At 37.9% G+C, this 21,003-nt stretch carries 18 protein-coding genes and 1 tRNA gene; 14 read left to right on the forward strand and 5 right to left on the reverse strand.

Annotated elements, in window-relative coordinates; translation table 11 throughout:
* Positions 1–40: 40 nt before the first annotated feature.
* Positions 41–1,276 carry an MFS transporter gene (locus tag BUA60_RS18440; protein ID WP_072864298.1) on the reverse strand — a complete coding sequence of 412 codons (1,236 nt, stop codon included), beginning with the start codon at positions 1,274–1,276 and terminating at the stop codon, positions 41–43.
* 107 nt (positions 1,277–1,383) lie between these two features.
* Between BUA60_RS18440 and BUA60_RS18445 the strand changes: the two genes are divergently transcribed.
* Positions 1,384–2,148: a GntR family transcriptional regulator gene (locus BUA60_RS18445; RefSeq protein ID WP_072864300.1), complete on the forward strand. Its 765-nt coding sequence runs from the start codon at positions 1,384–1,386 to the stop codon at positions 2,146–2,148.
* 536 nt (positions 2,149–2,684) lie between these two features.
* On the opposite strand, the gene BUA60_RS18450 is transcribed toward BUA60_RS18445, so the two are convergent.
* Positions 2,685–2,761 (reverse strand) — tRNA-Arg (locus BUA60_RS18450).
* 334 nt (positions 2,762–3,095) lie between these two features.
* Here BUA60_RS18450 and BUA60_RS18455 point away from each other — a divergent pair.
* The 13 genes from BUA60_RS18455 to BUA60_RS18515 all read left to right on the forward strand — a co-directional run bounded on the left by BUA60_RS18455 (position 3,096) and on the right by BUA60_RS18515 (position 16,866).
* A complete protein-coding gene (locus BUA60_RS18455) occupies positions 3,096–7,046 on the forward strand; it encodes a hybrid sensor histidine kinase/response regulator transcription factor (protein ID WP_072864302.1) in 3,951 nt (1,316 codons plus the stop codon).
* Between the two features lie 141 nt (positions 7,047–7,187).
* A complete protein-coding gene (locus tag BUA60_RS18460) occupies positions 7,188–8,537 on the forward strand; it encodes an OmpA family protein (RefSeq protein ID WP_072864304.1) in 1,350 nt (449 codons plus the stop codon).
* 21 nt (positions 8,538–8,558) lie between these two features.
* A complete protein-coding gene (locus tag BUA60_RS18465) occupies positions 8,559–8,906 on the forward strand; it encodes a hypothetical protein (protein WP_072864306.1) in 348 nt (115 codons plus the stop codon).
* A gap of 17 nt (positions 8,907–8,923) precedes the next feature.
* Entirely contained in the window at positions 8,924–9,268 is a 345-nt protein-coding gene (locus BUA60_RS18470) for a DUF4870 domain-containing protein (RefSeq protein ID WP_072864308.1), read from the forward strand.
* A gap of 9 nt (positions 9,269–9,277) precedes the next feature.
* Complete coding sequence (locus BUA60_RS18475; protein ID WP_143153231.1) at positions 9,278–10,144, forward strand: hypothetical protein; 867 nt, start codon at positions 9,278–9,280, stop codon at positions 10,142–10,144.
* 13 nt (positions 10,145–10,157) lie between these two features.
* The gene (locus BUA60_RS18480; protein WP_143153232.1) at positions 10,158–12,224 is read left to right on the forward strand and encodes a hypothetical protein; all 2,067 of its coding nucleotides are present in this window, start codon (positions 10,158–10,160) and stop codon (positions 12,222–12,224) included.
* A gap of 130 nt (positions 12,225–12,354) precedes the next feature.
* Positions 12,355–12,747, forward strand: a complete 393-nt coding sequence (locus BUA60_RS18485; RefSeq protein WP_143153233.1) for a hypothetical protein — start codon at positions 12,355–12,357, stop codon at positions 12,745–12,747.
* A 12-nt stretch (positions 12,748–12,759) separates the two neighbouring features.
* Positions 12,760–13,365, forward strand: a complete 606-nt coding sequence (locus BUA60_RS18490; protein ID WP_143153234.1) for a hypothetical protein — start codon at positions 12,760–12,762, stop codon at positions 13,363–13,365.
* 24 nt (positions 13,366–13,389) lie between these two features.
* Positions 13,390–13,917 carry a hypothetical protein gene (locus BUA60_RS18495; protein WP_072864316.1) on the forward strand — a complete coding sequence of 176 codons (528 nt, stop codon included), beginning with the start codon at positions 13,390–13,392 and terminating at the stop codon, positions 13,915–13,917.
* Between the two features lie 130 nt (positions 13,918–14,047).
* A complete protein-coding gene (locus BUA60_RS18500) occupies positions 14,048–14,674 on the forward strand; it encodes a hypothetical protein (protein ID WP_072864318.1) in 627 nt (208 codons plus the stop codon).
* 20 nt (positions 14,675–14,694) lie between these two features.
* Positions 14,695–15,180 carry a DUF3592 domain-containing protein gene (locus tag BUA60_RS18505; RefSeq protein ID WP_072864319.1) on the forward strand — a complete coding sequence of 162 codons (486 nt, stop codon included), beginning with the start codon at positions 14,695–14,697 and terminating at the stop codon, positions 15,178–15,180.
* Between the two features lie 12 nt (positions 15,181–15,192).
* A complete protein-coding gene (locus BUA60_RS18510) occupies positions 15,193–15,915 on the forward strand; it encodes a hypothetical protein (protein ID WP_072864321.1) in 723 nt (240 codons plus the stop codon).
* A gap of 12 nt (positions 15,916–15,927) precedes the next feature.
* Positions 15,928–16,866 carry a hypothetical protein gene (locus tag BUA60_RS18515; protein ID WP_072864323.1) on the forward strand — a complete coding sequence of 313 codons (939 nt, stop codon included), beginning with the start codon at positions 15,928–15,930 and terminating at the stop codon, positions 16,864–16,866.
* Positions 16,867–16,937: 71 nt separating this feature from the next.
* On the opposite strand, the gene BUA60_RS18520 is transcribed toward BUA60_RS18515, so the two are convergent.
* From BUA60_RS18520 to BUA60_RS18530, 3 genes are read right to left on the reverse strand one after another with little or no spacing between them, the layout of a single operon-like run.
* A complete protein-coding gene (locus BUA60_RS18520; protein WP_072864325.1) occupies positions 16,938–18,140 on the reverse strand; it encodes a sensor histidine kinase in 1,203 nt (400 codons plus the stop codon).
* A 28-nt stretch (positions 18,141–18,168) separates the two neighbouring features.
* Positions 18,169–19,941, reverse strand: a complete 1,773-nt coding sequence (locus tag BUA60_RS18525) for an alpha-amylase family protein (protein WP_245802586.1) — start codon at positions 19,939–19,941, stop codon at positions 18,169–18,171.
* Between the two features lie 39 nt (positions 19,942–19,980).
* Positions 19,981–20,907: a carbohydrate kinase family protein gene (locus tag BUA60_RS18530; RefSeq protein WP_072864329.1), complete on the reverse strand. Its 927-nt coding sequence runs from the start codon at positions 20,905–20,907 to the stop codon at positions 19,981–19,983.
* Between the last annotated feature and the right edge of the window lie 96 nt (positions 20,908–21,003).

Below are 21,003 nucleotides of genomic sequence, written 5' to 3' on the forward strand. Positions count from 1 at the left end.
TTATTTATTTAACGCACTAAGTAATTTTTTATATAAAAAATTAAATAGTGGGGATATGCCTTAACTGCCTGATTTTTGGCATCAACACCAAAAAAAGGATGAAAGCAACAGGGTACATCAGGCCCGAATAAATCCACATAGGATCATAAGAAAACTTCTCGATTATATTCCCCATTAAAGGATTTATCAATACTGAAGATAAAGCACCTGCACTCCCGGATAGTCCGATAACAGTTGATGTAATAGACTTTCCAAATGTATCGCTGATTGCCGTTATGTAATTGGTTATCCAAAGACCATGCGCAAAAAAGGCCACCACCATTATAACAATCACCCATTCTTCGGAGGGCATATACTTAACAAATAGAGCGGATAAGGTCAGAATTGCCGCAACGCCCATTACCCCTTTTCTGGCCCAGTCCAGACTCCCGGTACTTCTAAAAACTTTATCTGAAAAGAAACCTCCCAACATATTGGAAATCCCCAAGGCCAAAAATGGAATCCAAAAAAGTTCACCAATCTTTTCCAGGTCGACACCTCTTGAATCACTTAAGTATTTTGGAATCCAAAACATATAAAAATAAAAGATCGGATCCAAAATAAACCGGATAAGTATAAAAATCCAAACCTCTTTTATTTTCAATATCTTGCCAACAGAACGAAAAGTTTCCGCCCAAGACTTAACCTCCTTCAAATCACGCTTTGCTTTAGCCTTGTTCTTTGGGAGCAAGAACCACACCAGCACCCATAACAACCCAAAAATACCAGTAACCAAAAATACACCACGCCAACCAATAGTCCCGATAAGATATACGCATAAAGGTGGTGCAGCTACAGCCCCAAGGGCCGAACCCCCAATGGCGATTCCATTGGCTAGAGCCTGCTTTTTCTTTGGAACCCATTCCACTACCGCCTTAATAGCACCTGGAAAAGCACCGCCTTCTCCCAATCCCAGAAAAAAGCGATATATCCCAAAATGAAAAGCATTTGTAGCAACGCTATGAAGAGCTGTGGCCAAAGACCAAATACCAACGGAGTAACCAAGCCCTTTACGGCTTCCAAACCGATCTATTAAAATCCCCCCTAAGGTAAACATTATCGCATAGCTTACTAAAAATCCTGTATTGATGAAACCATAATCCGTATCCGAAATTGGAAAGTCTTCTCTGATTCTAATTATAGAAACAGACAAAACTTGTCTATCCAAGAAACTTAGCGCAGTTGCCAAGAATGCCATAAACACAACTATCCAATAAACATTTTTTTGCTTAAACATAACTTAACGCACTAAGATTTATTAACAACAAATATAACTATATTTTGCATATATCAAAATTTTATTGATAATTTTGTAAGTATATCCCAAATAAATGAAACTAGATTATGAAAAATGCAACCCCCAAGTATATTAGCATCAGTAAGGAACTAATCCAAAAAATAGAATCCGGCGAATATCAGCCTGGAGATAAAATTCCTTCTGAAAACGAATTGATTGAGATGTACTCTGTCAGCAACACTACCGCTAGAAAGAGCCTACTTGAAGTTGAACTTAGAGGGTGGGCCAATCGTATCAGAGGCAAGGGAACTTATGTTCTAAACCGTTTCGAAGATAAGCATATAACCAGAGTTTTAGGTGCCTTTGATGCCGTAAAGGAAAGTTTCAATACGAAACTGGTACAGGAAGGTTTTAAACCCAAAAATGTAATTATAGAAAAGGTAGTCATGGACGAGGGAATTTCTACAAATATCAATAACAAGCATTATATAATGAATGGTCCAATATTAAAAATTCACCGTCTACGATATGCCGATGAAATTTTACTTAAAGACGAAACTAGGTACATTTCTATGACCCTCTGCCCGAAAATAAACATTCGGGATTTTGAAGGAATCTCATTAATAACAGCCTATGAAAAGGAATATAATCTAAAATTGACCAATGTTGAACGTACTTTAGGAAATACCATTTTAACTCCAAATGAGGAAAAAAACAACTTCGAAAATGAAGTGCCTATGGCTGCTTTTGTTCTGGATGGTGCCGTTTTTTGTGAACCTGATCAAATTGTAGAAATAGAGCATTCTTACTATAGAGGAGATAAATATAAGTTTGCAGTTGTTGCCAAGCCGCAACTAACACTTGAAAAATAGAACTACCTATTATGATAATACATTGACTAATAGCAGCCTCTGCATAAAGTATAGTTGCATTGAGCAATTGGGCTTATAGTACTCGGGAAATGATAGCTGAAGTAATGATTTTTTAACACAACCATAAGACCCACAGAAGCAATATTATTAAATATACCTCTTATGTTATATGCAACCTGAAAACAATACAGGATGAATTCCAAACTGAATTTCAAATTGCGAACTATACACTCCTGGACAGGTATTTAGGGTCTCTATTGCGCCTAGAAATTGGCGTATTTCATTCCCCCGATTTATATCGTATCGGCAACCACGAACATTGTATGTCTAGAATTTATGACCCCCTGCTTTTTGAATTGTCAACCATTTATACATTGAAAAAAGAATATGTACAAATAACTAATTATCAGCAATTTACAAAGTACTCAATTATATATCTAAGCCGTATTATTCTATCGATTTAAAAAAAGTGAGCCTTTTCTGAGCGTTTTGTAAAACCAAAAAGGCTTCCAATCTCTCGGAAGCCTTGTATTTATTGGTGATGGCACTAGGATTCGAACCTAGGACCGCCTGCTTAGAAGGCAGGTGCTCTATCCAGCTGAGCTATGCCACCATTCACTAATTATGACAAGTTCTGTCTTTAGCGGCTGCAAATATACAATTATCATTAATTACTGCGCAACTTAATTCATAAAAAAAATCCCTTTCCGTTGCAACAACAAATTCGGCAGTTAGGTATCCCTAATAATGGTATGTCGGAAAACTTAGGCCGACACTTATTAATATTAACCCATATTTTAGTTGGACATTATTATTTTTCTAAAATACTTATTCATGTAATTACATATTTTAATATCAAATACAGATTTTAATAAATATTATTCATAAGTTAATACCTTCATTGCGATTGGACATAGAATTATCCCTAGAAATAACGTAATCATCATATGATTCCAAATTACATACGAGTTTTTATAAACTACGTCTTACTTATTTCTTGTTTCTCTGTTCAATCCCAAAAACAGGTCACCTTTCGTCCATTATCCGTAAAAGACGGATTGTCTCAAAACTCGGCCATTTCAATAACCCAAGACCGAACAGGGTTTTTATGGATCGCTACACAGGACGGTCTCAACAAATATGATAGCAGAAGTTTTGAAAAGTACAAACAGTACTTTAAGGACATTACCAACCCAACATATAGTAAATTGGGAAAGGTATTTGTAGATAGCAAAGATGAATTATGGATCATTCCCATATCGCAAATACCACACAAATTAAATAAGGACAACAACTCTTTTGAACCCCTTAACGGAATTGAAGATGCCAGTACCATCTTTGAAGACCAACAAAAAAACATTTGGTTCGGGAGTTATTCCACCGGATTATACAAACTATCGTTCCAAACCAAAAAAATAGAACATATAATTGATCCGGGTAAAGTAAGTGGCATAAACGCCATTACCCAAGACCGCTCCGGTAATCTTTGGCTTAGTTGCGAAAAATATATAATACAAATAGATCCTCAACAGCCAGAAAATATACATTATCATTATCCCGATGGCAATAAAAATTCCATTTCCAATTATAGCTTTATTCTTTTTGACCATGAAAACAATCAATGGGTAGGGACTTTTGGCGAAGGTGTTTGGTACAGGGAATCCAAGGACAACTCGTATAAGCGTCCGGATATTTTTATTGAAGATTTAAAAAATAGCCTTAATACGATTTATGTGCTCACCATGTTACTGGACTCCTTAAATCAGTTGTGGATAGGCACCTATGGCGACGGACTTTTTAAAATTGACATTGCCCAAAGTCAATTAAACCAATATTTACCTGAAAAACACAACCCCAGAACCATTCAGTACAAAGACATCCTAAGTATTTACGAGGATTATACAGGTACCATTTGGTTTGGCACCGATGGTGCAGGGCTAAACTATTATGACCCCTTCTTGGAAAAATTCAACTCCGTAATCAACTTTCAAACCCCGGAGAATATTAATATAGATGTGGTAAGATCCATAACCTTGGATGTGCAAAACAATGTTTGGATAGGGACTAGTGGCAAAGGCCTGTCCAGGTTCTCGCCCAAAAAAAATGAATGGTACACCTATCAGACCGATAATAAAAAGGGACTTAGATCCAATAGAATTATGAGCCTGCTCAGCGATAATGATGGGGATCTATGGATTGGCACCCAAGAGGGTGGACTACACATTATGGATATCAACGAGAATATCATGGAATATCCAAAGCTCAAAAATCTTGAAAATGTTACCGTTTGGTGCCTACAGAAAGACACCGATGACAATACCTGGGTAGGTACCAGGGAGAGTGGACTTTTTAAGGTAAATAAAAACAAGGGCATCCTAAAATCGTATAAAAAAAACGACACCGCTAACGGACTTCCTTCCAACAATATCAGGGCAATTGCCCAAGAAGCCGGTCAATGGATATGGGTAGGCACCCAGGACGATGGAATTTGCAAGATAAACCTTAAGACCAATGAAATTAAAGTGTATAGAAATGAGCCTGGAAATACGAATTCCTTGGCCAGTAATCAGATAAAATCCCTGTACTACGACAATAAGGGAATCCTGTGGATCGGCACCAACGGCAATGGCCTGTGTGCCTTTGATATTGTAAATGAGCAATTCTATAACTACACCGTAAAAGAAGGGCTGGCCAATGACGTGGTTTATGCCGTTTTGCCTGATGAACAAAATAATTTATGGTTAAGTTCCAATAGGGGCATTACCAAATTTTACGTACCGGAAAAACTGGATTCGACCCCTAAAATCGTCAATTACACCAATTATGACGGACTTGCCACGGAATTTAATACCGGGGCCTATTTTAAGGCGAGAAATGGCAACCTGTATTTTGGAGGATTGGAAGGCTATTACTGGTTTAACCCTTCGGACATCGAAATAAGTACCGTACTTCCAAAAACGGTCATCACCAAGTTTGAAGTTTTTAACACGGTAAATCCCCTAATTCCCAATGTAAAGCTCAACTATAAGGAAAACACCGTTGCTTTTTCATTTGCCAGTTTACAATACTCCCTTCCTATTAAAAATCAATATCAATTTAAACTTGAGGGTTACGATGCCGATTGGACCTTGTCCGGTAACGAGAATAGCGCAAGATATACCAATTTACCCCCCGGCAACTACACTTTTAAGGTTGTATCCAGTAATTATGATGGGGTCTGGAACAACAGGGAGGACTCCTATAGCTTTATTATCAATAAACCTTGGTACCTGACCAATAGTGCAATTCTAATTTACCTATTGCTATTTTTTGCTACTATCTATTTAATATACCGATATTTTAAATGGAGGTGGAATATGCAAATGCAATTAAAATTTGAACGCCAAGAAACCATAAGATTTAAGGAATTGAACGATTTTAAAGCAAAATTATACTCCAATATTTCCCATGAGTTTAGAACACCTTTGACCTTAATTAACGGGCCCATTAAAAAACAGCTGGAAAACAATCTAAAGCCCGATTTAAAAAAGGACTTGATGCTGGTAGATAAAAATACCAAAAGGCTTCTGAATTTAGTGAATCAAATGATGGAATTGAACAAATTGGATACCGGTTCCCTGAAGCTAAATCCAGAAAAAATCCATTTGGGAGGCTTTATCCTGTCTCTTCTGGAACCCTTTGAATATCTCGCCAAAAACCAGCATCTAATTTTCTCCCACACTGTGGGCCCTATGTCCATCACTTTATTTGACCCCGATATTATGGAAAAGATTGTAGGCAATCTTTTGGGTAATGCCATTAAGTACACTTCAGAGGGTGGCCATATCGACTTTAAGGCTGTGGTATCGGAAACCGATCGCTTAATAATAAATGTATCCAACGATATAGACAACATTATAGAAAAAGATACCAATAAACTATTTGAGAGATTCTTTCAGGCCAGTCCTACAAACGAAGGTACAGGAATTGGACTGTCCTTGGTCAAGGAATTGGTGGAACACCTTAAAGGAACCGTAAACGCTTCATACTCCCAGGATCATAAAAAAATATTCTTTAATCTAGAAATGCCTATACATCCAATCAAAGATGAGGAAATTCCCGAAGAAGAAGTTACACCAATAAGTGATGCAGAAACCATCACCAAGAAAACCAATGAGGCACAGCCCCTAATATTATTGGTAGAAGACAATGTATCCCTATTGAATTTTATGACTTCCCTTTTGGAGGACAAATACAAGGTCATTGCTTCCAAAGATGGTGTGGAAGGAGTACAATTGGCCCTCAAAAAGATTCCCGATCTTATAATCACAGATCTTATGATGCCCAAATTAAATGGAATAGAACTTTGCAGCCAATTAAAAAGCGATGAAAAAACATCCCATATCCCGATCATAATGCTAACCGGGAAAACCGATCCGGAAAACGAAATTGCCGGCTTGCAAAGTGGTGTAGATGAATACATGATAAAGCCATTTAACCCGAAGACCTTTCAAATAAGAATAGAGAACATTTTAACAACTAGAAAAAAACTCAGGGCACATTACAACAAAGAGAATGTGTTTAAGCCCAAGGACATTGCCTTTACCTCTACCGATGAAAAATTCCTAATTAAGGTTGAAGATATCCTGAATAAGTATTTACAGGATACTGATTTTTCCGCAGAAAAGTTCAGCCAACTTCTAGGAATGAGCAGAATGCAGTTACACAGAAAATTAATTGCCCTGACCGGACACAACACTACCGCATTTATACGTCTGGAAAGATTAAAACAAGCACAAAAACTTCTGGAAAAACCAGGATTAACCGTGGCTGAAGTTGCTTATGCCACCGGATTTAATAGTCCGTCATATTTTATAAAATGCTATAAAAAAACCTTCGGAAAAACTCCTACGTCCTAGATCCACAGGGTTGCAACATCAAAAAGAGTTACATCTGTACCATCTTATGTTACATTTAACTCACTGTTTTCCATACATATAATAGAAATTTGATTCAACGATCATTAGATCAAATTATAATCTTCTAATATATAGTATGAAATGAAAATAATAAACTTAGGTGCCAGCTTATCCATTTTTCTATTCCTTTTTTGCATAGGCACCCACAATTGCCATGGCCAATTCCTTAAAAAATTGGGGCAACGGGCAGAAAATGCAGCAGAAGAAGCTGTTCTTAGAAAATCTGAACAAAAAGTTACGCGTGAAACTGAAAAAGCCATGGACACCATTTTAGATGGTAATAAAGGTACAAAGCAGCAAAAGAAGTCCAAGTCCCAGGAGACACAAAATGATGCCAATGCCTCTGTTGAAGGCGATGATGGACAAACACCACAAAAATCAGAATCCAATACCAATGTTTTAAAACAAAGTGAATTCGGGGTGTATAGTAATTTCACCTTTATACCAGGCAACAAACTTCTGTTCTATGATGATTTTACGGCTGACGCCTTGGGAGATTTTCCTGCAAATTGGGAAACTGGAGGCTCTGGAGAAGTTGTTAATACAAATGTTTCCGAAAGCAAATGGCTCTCCCTTATTAGAAGGTCGGGATACATGCCAAGCATGGAGGACAAACTACCTGAAAACTATACCATTGAATTTGATTTATCCAATAATGGATATGGTTCCGGAAAGCCTATTAGTAAAATACACTTTGCGTTCTTAACCAAAAAGGCCTATTCCATGGATGCCGGAGGCACTTTGGCAGAGATAGAAATCCTTCTCTCCCCAAATGGTTTTAATGTAAGAAGCGTATCTAATTTTGGGGGCGAAGTGGACGTAAAAATTGGAAATGAAATTGACAGGGAAATACCTGAATATTTAAACAATACGGTCCATATTTCCATTGCCGTAAACAAAAAAAGGTTGCGGATGTGGGTGAACGAGGAAAAAATGGTGGATTCCCCTAATTTAATACAGGCCAATATTGGTAAATATTTTATAATCCAGGCGATGGACGTATTACCGGAAAAAGGCCATTTTGTAGGCATCTCCAACTTCAAAATTGCTGAATCCACGGAAGACCTGCGGTCTTTATTACTCAAAAATGGAAAATTCAGTACAACAGGAATCTATTTTGATACTGCCGCATCCACAGTAAAGAAGGAGTCTTACGGAATACTCTTGGACATCGCCAATATGCTTCGCGATAACAAGGATATCAACCTACAAATAATAGGACATACTGATAATCAAGGGGAAGAAAATTACAACCAGACACTATCCGAGAGTAGAGCTGCAGCTGTGAAGCAAATTCTAATTGAAGAGTTTGAAATAGATGAGGCCCGATTGCAATTTATGGGCAAGGGCGAAACAGAAGCTGTAGATGACAATACCACAGAAAAAGGCAGGGCCAATAATAGAAGAGTAGAATTTATAAAAATCAATTAAAAAAATCCAAAACAAAGAATCATGAAAAAAACATTGAAAAGTCAAGTTAGAATAATGTTCATCGCCAGCAGCTTAGTAGTACTATCCGGGTTTATAAGTTGCAGTAAAGATGATGGTTTAAGCCCTGTTGGTTGTAACAATTGGTCGGAAAAATACCTTTCCCAAGCCCAAGCGTATTCCGATGCTTCAGCGGCTTACAGCAATGACCCAAGTGTGTCCAATTGCAATAAATTAAAAACAGAAGGTTTGAACTATGTAAAATCCTTAGAGGGCATTTTAAGCTGTGTCCCGACCGTTAATAAATCGGAATTCAATAATGACATAAAAAACTTGAAAGCAGAGATCAACAGCACTGCTTGTGATGAATAATTGTAAAAACTACTAAAATGGAAACAACAGATAACAAAACAGTTGTGGCAAGCGAAGGTAAGAACATTGCCATTATATCCTATATCACCATCATTGGCCTTATTATAGCCTTTGTAATGAACAATGACAAAAAGGACGCCTTTGCTTCTTACCATATTAAACAATCCCTGGGCCTGGCCTGTACGGGTCTTGCCTTAGGGGCCATAGGAATGATTCCCATATTGGGATGGATCATAAATATCCTTGGCATTTTTGTTCTCCTCTATATGTGGATCATGGGATTAATCAACGCCTTTAATGGCAAAGAAAGTCCTGTACCCTTCTTAGGGGAGAAATTTATAGAATGGTTCAAGAATATATAAATGCATATCATGAAAAAATCAATAATGCCCTTTACAGTAATGGGAATTCTATTCCTATTATCATTTTCTACACAAGCCCAAAGCAATGATTGGACCGGAAAATGGAACACAACACTTTTAGGTAACTCTTTAGGAGAGTTGAATATTACAAAGTCGGGAGATATTTATACGGGGACTTTTCCGAATGGAAAACTGGACGGCAAATATGAGAATGGCAATTTAACCGGTACCTATAGAAGGACTGTAAATAGTTTTGACAGAACGGGGATGGGAAAAATGGGGCTATTTACATTCATTATGCATGCCGGGAAAAAATCATTTGAAGGCGAATATAAGCCTGAAGGTAAAGATGACTGGCAACCTGATAATTGGAACGGGTCAAGACCTAATTCTTTGTATGGAAATATAATTGAAGAACAAGTGGCAAAAGATGAATTAGACAAAAGAGAACAGGTCTTAAAGGATTTTGCAAACAAGGATAAACCTGCCCCAATTAAACCTTGGACCGGAACATGGGAAACAGATGTATTGGGCAAACTAAAGATTAATCAAAAAAATATTGCCAATGTACTAGGAAAATACCGCTTTCAGGTAAACAACAAATTTACGAATGGAGACATCACAGGTAAAGTAACAGATAGTAATCGTAAAGAATTTGAAGGTCATTTTAAAGATAGTGAGGGCAAATCAGGGCAAATTAAAATTTCGTATTCCTATCTAGTCAACGCAACACCTGGTTATGATTTCTCAGGCGTTTTAATCTACGATTTTACACCTGAACAGAAAAAAATGAATATTCCCTTAACCAAAAAAGTAGTGTCCATAAAAGGTCATAGAGTATCCTCATTATTACCAAATATGGTTAACTATAACTGAAAATCCAGAAGCTATGCGCCTCCTATACTTATTTTCTTTATTGCTGGTTTTGTTTTCATGCAATGAAAGCAAAAAAGATAAGGCCAGCGCAACTAATGAGGTTTTGGAAGATTTCTCCAAAATGCCGGATTCTGTTTTCCTAAAAGGCTTTGCCATTTTAGATACCGTACAACTAAAGCCGGTAACGGAAATGATAAATGAACTTAGGCAAATTCCAGAACTGCAAGAAATTGGTGTAGGGGACGAATTGTTGAGTTTTAGGCTTAAAAATGGGCCAACTATGTTGATTAGACTTAAAGAATTTTCATCATTAACCAAAGGTGGCACAGCCAGTGCTGCCATACCTTCAATGACGATACTCAACAATAAACAGATAGAGGAAAACGCAAGCAATGTTGTGGGCGCACAACGTGGGAAAAATAGGCAAAACAAAAAGGCATTTGTGTTAGCTCCTTATCTATGGTATTTTAAAAGTGATGATGATGTAAAAGTTCCATATTCAAAACTTAAAAATCATAGAAATTACAAAGGCAATGTTAATTACAAATCGAATGAAACTGAAGCTTCCCAAACCATAACCATAGATGATTACTTATCATTTAATGATTTTGACATGGTGTATTTAAGTTCTCATGGTTCTAAAACATGTCAGGTAGTAGAGAATTCAGAAAAAAGTAATACATGTTATACATTTATTTCAACAGGAATAAAATTTAAAAGCTCAGAATTAAAAAATCTTAAAAATCAGCTTAGCTCAAAAAACGTTACAGGGATTGGATTAGGTAAAGAAGACATATATTTAAGACCAGAATTTTTCTCGATTACTTACCCTGATATAAATAACAAACTTTTTATTTTTAGTGCCTGTGAATTAGGCCAACACGGAGATGTTGAGAATACATTTAACAACATAATACAAAACGGTCAGCTATTTTATTGGCAAAATATTATTTATTCAGATGACGCTTCAAGAGCTTTTAGTGCTTTCTATGATAGAATGTTATTGTATGGAGAAAATGCACCTACTGCTTTTAAAAACACTCCAGACTCACTTAAAAACAATTTACCTTCCTATTATTTAGAAGGTCCTATAGGTAAACAAGACACCATAAAGACTACAACCTATCTCCGTATGACTACCCAAGGCAATGCCATGCATATCATAGAACCTATAAGTTTTATGGACGAGAAAACAAAGAAAGAATTGCAGGAAGGTGTTGTCTACCCTTTTGAGGGTATCCTTGAAGACGATGAACCCGAGGAGGCCAGTTTTACTATGGAATTTTTGGGATACACCGTACAAGAAATGGAAGACAAAGGCATGACGTTCTCGTTAAAAGTAGATGGCAATACGGTATTGGACCATATTTCCTTTGTTCCCGATACCGACCCCAACGATGATATAGAAGTAAAAGGGGGCAAAAATGAAAAAACAACCTTGGTCACCTTTAAAGGCGTAAATCTAAAGAAAGACCTTAAAAAAAATAGTTCGGTAAAACTGGAAGCCCTTTTTCATTTTAGCGAGGAAAATTACGGCTATCAAATGATCAATGTATCAACGGGCAGTTCGGATATGCGAATTGTCATGAAGGGGCCGGACGGGACCATCAATATGTTTTTTGATGCAGATAACTACGCTCTTAAAATGACCCACCCTGCAGAAAACGCTACCCTTTATTCGGACGAGGAAGGATTTATTTACATGAATGTCCCAGGACAGGGCTGGATAAAAACCAAGATGGGCCAAATGGCAGCTATGATTGCCAATGTTGTACCAATGAATATGGATTTTCTGGCCTTGGAACCTACCAAAGGATCCGTAATGCATAAAATAGCGGCATTCGCTGGTGACATTACCATTGCCAAATTGGAAAATGAACCAAGGGCTAAAAAAATAAGTGGCGGTATTGGTTCTGAAAAAACTGTGTTCATTGCCGACGGGCGGGTTACCATAACGTTTGACGACAAAAAAAGATTGGAATCGTTGGTGGAGCTACCTTCCAGCATACGCTATTATTATGAAGAACAAGAGATAACAATCCCCAATGCACAAATATTCTCAATGCCTTCATTTCAATAATTGATACCTAATTAAATAATATACAACAGGCAGTACTGACACCCGTATTCACCCCAGAGCCGAAAGGTCTGCTGACTAAATGAAAAAGCAAAAAGTATTATTAAGAACCAATAAATACAAAATCATGCAAATGCAATTTATACTACTATTGGCGGTCTTACTTTTTTCAAGAAACATGAACGGGCAAATGAATTTTTCCAACCTTGACGCCAACGGGAGTTTTCCTAAAATCGAGATCAATACGGACAACACAACCCTATTTGCTAAAATAGGAGAAAACACCAAGCCTTGGTTACATTGGAACGAAGTACCTAAAAGCATTGAGAGTGGTAATGGCCGTTCTACATTTAAAATGACCGTTTACAACAACGACGGTATAGCCAATAGAACTTTCGAAATATCATATACCATTCCTTATGGCCAAAACAATGCCGACCCCTCGGCGCATATTAAGGCAACATACATATACAGGGACAAAAGGCCCAATAAGATATTGGAAGAACATTTCAAATTAATACAATAATCAACTATGCCCATGAAAACCAATGTAATTTATTTATTGATCGCGCTATTTTTAGGCGCTTGCCAAGATAGTCCTAAAACAGAAAATAAAGACGATGTTGGCCTACCCGCTACTTCTGTAGTAGAAATGGCCAAGGCTAAAGTGAATATAAAAGAAAAAGAACCTAGCAACAAAGATGTTTGGAAAGCCTTAAAGAGCACCACACCATTAAGTAGCGAGCAACTTCTACCCTATTTGCCAAAAATGATAAATGGCCACAAAATGGCAAATCAATATGCCTACCCAGGGGGCGGGCAAATGGCTACCGGGGGCTATGGCCCCGCAGACAATCAGTACAACTTTTCCATTGAAGATGGTGCCGGGTCCAAGGCCATAGTAAAAAACTTTTTCAATAGCTATAAACTTAGACTACAAGGACCTGTAGATACCGAATACATTTATTTGGAACGTGACGGTTACGAGACCATTGCCTTTTTACAGCCTAAAATCAGTAGGAACCAAATTTCTTTTATCTACAACAACAGGTTCAGGATAAGCTTGGAGGGTCCAGATAAAGCTATTGACCTTTGGTCCTATATCGACTTTGAAAACCTTAAACAATTAGATCAATACAAATAATTAAATCGAACCAAAATAAAAATCATGAAAAACTTCAAGAACACATTAAATTATGCCTTTCCAATACTAGTAATCATATTATTAATTTCATGTAGTGGAGAAGATGGGGCTGTAGGACCATCAGGAGCTGATGGGCAAAATGGCGAAAATGGTATTGACGGTAATGCCAATGTTAGTGCGGTGTTACTAGAAAATGCTTCCCTTATTATTGGTTCTAATTCATTAAGTGTTAATGCTATTACCCAAGAAATTTTGGACTACGGAGCCGTACTAGTATATGTTCGTGTTTCCAGTACTCCAAATATATGGTATCCATTGCCCTACTCTGAAGATGATGTTCAAATAAGTATTGGTGCCATAACGCAGAATGAGATTATTATAAACTCTAGTGTCATTACATTTGTTTTAGATATTAAATTGGTGATCATTGCTGGAAATAATACAGCTACTTCTAAAAATAGTAATAACGAAATCCTTGCTTCCCTAGAAAAAAACGGTATAGATGTAAACAACTACAACCAATTAGCAGAATTCTATAATCTAGAACAGTAGTTGTTATGTATAGTTGTTAAAAATATTGGATTGGATGTAATTTGATGCTAATCTGAATTACAAAAAACCATAGCCATGGCACGACTAATTATTGCATAACGAATAAAATAAATCTTAAAATCATATAAAAATGAAAAATATACTAAAACTAATACCAATCATCTTGCTTTTGGCTTCATGTAAAGAAACCCCAAAAACCTCAGACCCATCAGCATCCAAGATTTTGGATGGGGCTATAAATGAAGTTATTGGAAAGAATGACGATATCAATAAAAAATATGATAATCTACGCGAAGATTTAGGCACCAAAACACCTCTTACCAATGCCCAACTAATAGAGGCATTCCCAAAAAAATTGAGTAATCTAAGTTTAGATCCATCAGAACAGAACAAAATAGAACCTGAAATTACCGACACCCAACTTGTTTCCGGCAGCTTTGGAGATGATACTATTAGAATGGAAATTTTGGATGCCGCTGGGCAGAAGGCCGTTGGTGCCATAATACCCTTAAAAATGTTGCACCTCAACAAGATAACTTCAGAAAGCAACAATACCATAAGATATTCCAAAGTAGAGCGCAACGGAATTTTAACTTTTGGTACCGATCGGGATGCAGATACAAAAGCAGATTTTCAATCCGACCTTAGGTTTCTTTACGCCAATAGATTTTATGTAACCCTGGAAGGCAAGGGGATGGACACCGATGCACTTTGGAAAGCCATGGGCATTGATAATTTGGGTGGTTTTAAAAATTAAAATGAATAATACCTAAAGTTATGGAATACTTTGAATCCCTTAATCAGTTTCAAATAGCAGGCCTTGTTCTGCAATTGGGACTTCTGCCATTTTTATTTTTGGCCCTTCGCCGTTGGTGGTGGGCAAAACAATCCCTCCAATGGCCGAAAGTTAATGGAGTGGTTACAAAGGGACTCGATTTCCCCCTATCCAAAATAATCGATTTTCTATATACCTATGAACTCAATGGCGCCACCTATTCAGGAAAAGAGCCATTTTTTGCCAATTCCTTCAAGAAATTTTCACAAAAGAAAGCTTCAGGATTAATTGCCAAATATACTCTTGGGAAGCAGGTTACCGTTTTTTACAATCCGTCAAACCCTAGGATATCCACCCTGGAGCCAGGAAGAAAAGATGGCGTAATGGGTGCCTTGTTACTACTGTTCCTACTTTTTTTATTGGGAGCCGTGTCCTTCTACAACCCTTCTATATTAATAGAGATCATAGATTATTTTTCTAACCGGTAAAACACATTTATTATGAAAAAATCAGTTTTGTTTTTAGTAGCCTGTGCCTTTCAAGCTGGCATGGCCCAAACCAATCATATAGTGGATAATTATCCATTGAAAGCTATGGACCTGGTGTTGTTTTCCTTCGGCATGGACAACCCGCTTACCATAGGAACTATCTCAGATTCTGGAGAAATAGCTTTAAATTTCCCAACAGATCTAAATTTTATTACTGATGATGTAAAAGCCAATTTTATGACGGACACGGCCTTTACCTTGTTTTCCAAATGTGATAATAGTTATGATATACTCGCAGAGGATAAAAATATTAAAGCAGCTGGTGGAGGTTATATTTCCTTAAGCACAAAAGAAAATCCGTATTCCGGATTGTTGTTTATGGTTACCGATGAAAATTTGGTTCCATGGTTGGAATCCTATGGTGATATAGATGCTGTGCTGGGGTCCTATTTTGAATTGCTATATGTGGAATCCGATTTTGATTATCAAGGAGCATGTACTTCCACGGTTACTTACACAGAAAACAATCCGGTTGAAACGCAATATGCCTATGATCTGAAGTTAAAGGCTGGATTTAATTTTATTGAATACAAAATTGAAAGTGTTGCCGAACAGAAGATACCCAGCATGTACGAAGAAAATGTATTCGACAAAATTAAAAAACCAGGTAAAATAACGGTAACATCATCACAATCGGCCATTCCCAATACCAAGTTGATCGGAAAATATTTTTAAGAAAGGGAACCTATGAAAACACTATATCATATTTTGCCAATATTCCTTTTATTTATAGGGTTCCAGTCTTTCGCCCAAACACCTGAGCAACAAGACCTTATAGATAAGGCATTGAAAATGCGGGATAGCATTATGGAGAGCCTTAATCTTGAAGACGTACAAAAGCAGGTAGATCAACAACAAAAAAGGCTGGAATCGGATGAAAAAAGCAAACAAAAAACAAGCACTATACCAAAGGCCGTAGCAAGTGAAGATAAATATTGGAAAAACACCTGGGCCAGTGATAAGGACAAGAAATTGAAAAATTGGAACAAGGGGAAAGCCGAACTTGTCTTCAACTATGCCTATGACTCCAGAAAAGATAAAATAAATTATGTGCAAGTTGGGGCTATTAAGGTAGATGGGAGTATTGAATTGAATCCTACAGACAAAATTCCTGTGTTACAACCCTTGAACAACTTTAAAAACAGCAATAATTTTTTTGATATCCATAATCCGGATTCCTATCAATACAGTAATGAAAAAGCTGGCTTTAAGCTCAACCCTTATTTATTGGTGTACCAAGACGGGCAACAGATCGGGACCTTAACAATTGGTAATTCTGCAAAAGTAACCCTAAATCTATTAACCCCTGGCGATCTATATTTTGGGGATGAGGGATATATCCTGTCTTGGGTATATGTAGATGAAGCCTGCGCCATAAAGGCCAATGAAAATTGGAGTGGGGACTTAAGCAATACTGGAACTCCAATAATGTTGGAAACCAATGTTGTTTATGACCTTAAATTTAGTCCTGGCTGGAATATGGTAAAAACCGCAGTAATAGGTACCTACAAATTTCCAAATGCCCCGGATGAGGACAGGTCCAGATATAAAAAACATGAGCACACCTCTACTGCTTCCATACCAAATGATGCTACCTATTTCTTTAGATCATCGGTACAGTATTGACCGAATATCATGCGTCCACAAAAATCCATTACAATCCCCAAAGATCTAGTGGATTTATTGGCTATGGTTTTTTACTTTTCCAAGGCAAAAATAAACTTCGCCCCCCTTCCAAGTTCCGATTCCACCTTGATGTCCCCCCCTAATTTTTCCACTATTTTCTTCACCGTAGCCAATCCTATTCCATTTCCCGGTCTTCCAAATTTATCGGTGGCCATTAATCTTTCGAATATCTTAAATATCTTTTCTTGATTCTCGGCAGCAATTCCGGGTCCATTGTCACTAAGGTAAAAATGGTAATGGGTATCACTCTCCGATACCCCAAATTCAATTTCAACTACCTCCTTGTCATTGTATTTAATGGCATTGGTCAGCAGATTGATCAGAATCTGATGGATGGCGGTTTTATTGACCATTATATGGGTCAAGTCCGATTTTAGAACCAGATTCAAATTGTGGTCATAACTAAAAAGTCCCTCCAAATCCTTGATCAAACTGCTCAAGGCAATTTTCGATTTTTCTTCCCGCAATATACTCTCGGCCTTGCTATAATGCAGTAGACCATCAATGAGCTGGATAAGATTGTCGGAAGAACCAATAATCATTTCCAACATTTCCAAACCATCAGCATCCAAAATGCCCTTATATTGTTCCCGGAAAAGTTGTGCCAAACTGGAGATATTGATCAAGGGCGTTTTAAGGTCGTGGGCGGCAACTGAAGCAAATTTATCCAGGGCCTCATTTCTTTCTTCCAGTTCTGTTACCACTTGCTCCAACAAGAAATTACTCTTTCTAAGTTCCAGTAAATTCATTACCTGCTTGGAAAGTGCAGCTAAGGACCGTATCTGGCTTTGACTTAACAAATTGGGTTTATTGTCTATGACGCACAATGTTCCCAATGCTAGGCCTGCTTTACTGACCAAAGGAACACCGGCATAAAAAATAACGTGGGGGTCACCGGTAACCAAGGGGTTATCATGAAAACGTTCGTCCTTTCTAGCATCCTGGACAATAAATACATCGTTGGGTTCATTAATGGCATGTCCGCAAAAGGCGTACTCTTTAGGTGTTTCGCTAGCATCCACACCGTGATGGGACTTAAACCATTGCCGCTTATCGTCTATGAGACTAATTAAGGAAATTGGGGTTCCGCATATTTCCGCAGCAATTGTAGTTAGGTTATCATAATCGCTTTCTGGCAAAGTATCCAGGATGGAATAGGAATCCAAATCCTTAATTCTTTCCTTTTCATTTTGGGGGATTTTGGGTGCTTTCAAGGATATAAAATTTTAAGTATTGCCACTTTTAATACGCCATGCTTTTGGCAATGCCATTTTGAGTATAGTTTATGGTAAAGGTAAGGGTTTTAAGGTCGGCTTTTAATTGGGCACTTTCTACCTGGTTCTTCCAAACAATATCCAATTTGCCATCAGGGGCATCCTTAATCTCCACCTTGCCCAAGAAGGCCTGTGAGCTGTTACGTAAACGGATAATGGCTAGTTGATCAATAACTATATCCCGTTTAAGGGCTTGTTCCACATCATGTAGGGATAAAGTAGTTCTATTAATTTCCTTGTGGCCCCCACTACCCCCTTTGTCAGCGGCCCCATAATCATTCTTTCCTGCAAAAATATCCAAATACCATACCTGGGGGATTCCCGGCATAAACATTTGAATGGCCCTTGCCAATAACAGTTTTTTTTCTTCTTCGCCCAAGGCACTGAAAAAGGTGGCGTTTACCTGGTAATAGGAGATTTTTTTTCCTGAAGGATCATAGAGATTTTTAACCCTTCCTCCCCTATCCATAATTTTGTTCATAATGGCCTCTATCTCTTCATCCAATAGCAAGCCTTTATTATAAACTCCGTTGACCTCCTTTCCCTTTAGATCCAATACTGGTATTCCGTCATGGCAGCCCAACATGTTTACGGTTTTGTAGCCCTTATCAAGAATTTCCTTGGCCCAGCCTAAAAGGGCCTTGGTACTGCCTGTTTCCAGAGCGTGAATAGTGAGCCCCGGCAAGAAAAAATCATATATATGATACCCTTTCTGGGCCACCTCTTCATGTAAATGAAGTCCGTATTCCGCATGAATCTCGGGCAACAAGGTCAAGTCGTTCTTTTGGGCCATCTGCCTTATCCGTTCCAAATACTCCCAAGTGCCGGGTTTGTTAAAAAAATTGGATTTACCCACTTCCTTATGCAGGTAGGCGAAGGCATCCAGCCTTAAAATTTTACAGCCAAAACCCTTTAGCTTTTCCAAAGTTTCCCTATAAAACTCCCATACCAAGGGCGAACTGGCATTGACATCCATTTGTCCCAGATAGGTTTTTTTTCGATTTACAATTTGAAGGATTTCTTTTTTAAATGGATTACAGTCGCCGAAATCCAGATTCCCCAAGTCCTTTCCCTCGGTTATAGCGCTATTTATTTTTTCACAAATCGCAGATTTTTGGCCACTGCTTATTCCTTCAATTTTCAATATGTCGCTCGCAGCAATTTTATGGTAAGCCAACTGCTGATAAAAGGTATTCCAATAAGGCTTTTCGGTTCCGTCCGGGAAAGGCACCTTTAGAATGGGCAATCCGGATTTCCTCATAAAAAGCTTGGATAGGAACTCCTCCTTGGGAATTATCACTCCATCCTCTCCCATTTCCCCCTTGCCTTCCCAGAACTCGTTCCAGTTGATAAAAAAGTCCTTAAATTTTGAGTCTTCGCCCTGCTTCAACAAGTCTTGGAATTGTGGCGACGCCACCGATAAATGGTTCAAAACAATATCAAACTTTAAACCTATATTTAATTTATCCAAGCCCTTAAGATCTTCCCTAGAGACCAAATCTTTATTGAGATCGTAATCTATGATGGAAAATCCCCTATCCAAATCACTATTAAAAAAGGTGGGCAAGATGTAGAACAGGGAAAATACATCTTTAAACTCCGGCATTTCCAACATTGTGACGGTGTCGTTCAAATTGTGGCCAATACTATCGGGATAGGCATTTAGCATTACCCCGTTTACAATGCTGGAATTATTTGAATCATGGCCTCCGTACTTGTGCTCTAACATTTCTTTGGACACTTAAGTAATTGGTTTTATTTGGGTTAACAGCTATCCGCTTTACAATAGATCGGAAAGAATATTGATATTGTCCGGGAGCCTCCCTACATTTTGCAGTTTTAAGGCCGCCAATTGCAAGGCTACTTCCAAACATTTTTCTATGGGCTTTTCTTTAATATAGGCAAACAAAAATCCGGACCAGAAAGCGTCCCCGGCACCAGTGGCGTCCATTACATTATCTACCTTTATGGCCGGTAATTGTATTATGCCTTTTCCTTTTTGCGATAATTTGACCCCCTTACTTCCCAGTGTCAAACAGACAATTTCGACCCCATGGGAATGAAAAAAGTTAAAAATTTCGTCGTGTGACAATTCCTGTTCAAACAGCCTTTCCATATCATCCTCACTAATCTTGACCAAAGGATTAAACGCACAGTACGCCTTGATAACCTCTAGCGCCACGGCCTGGCTATCCCATAGTTTTTTGGCATAATTAACATCTATGCTCAATTTACAGCCATGGTCAAAGGCTTCTTTTGCCTTTTTTAATATGGTGGTCCTAGCCGGATCTTTACTCAGTGCAAAACAGGTGGTATGGAATATAGTGGTAGCGGCAAGGATATCATCGCTGATCTGATTTTCCGTAATGCGATAATCGGCTTTACGAAAAGGAATAAAATCTGGAGTTGTTTCGCTCCTAGACACAAAGATGACACTGGTAGGTTCGTCCATAATGGTACTCATATAATTGGTGTCCACACCAACCTCCCCCAATCTCTTAAAAATGTATTCTCCAAAGGCATCGTTACCCACAGTGGACACTAGGACCGACTTAAGCCCCAATCTGGCCAAATTCATAGCCACATTGGTGGGCGACCCCCCGAGATATCTGTGGTAATCCCTGGTATTGTTGATATCGACCCCTGCCTGATGACCTATAAAATCAACAAGTACTTCCCCAACACATAGAACATCTATGTTTCTCATATTATTTTTTAAGTAATTTATTTTCAGATTTTCTAGGCTATATGATCTAAATTCTCAACACTTCCGTGACCCAAAATCAAATGCATATACCCTCTT

Origin of the sequence: Arenibacter palladensis (assembly GCF_900129275.1) — a bacterium.
Classification (GTDB): Bacteria; Bacteroidota; Bacteroidia; order Flavobacteriales; family Flavobacteriaceae; genus Arenibacter; species Arenibacter palladensis.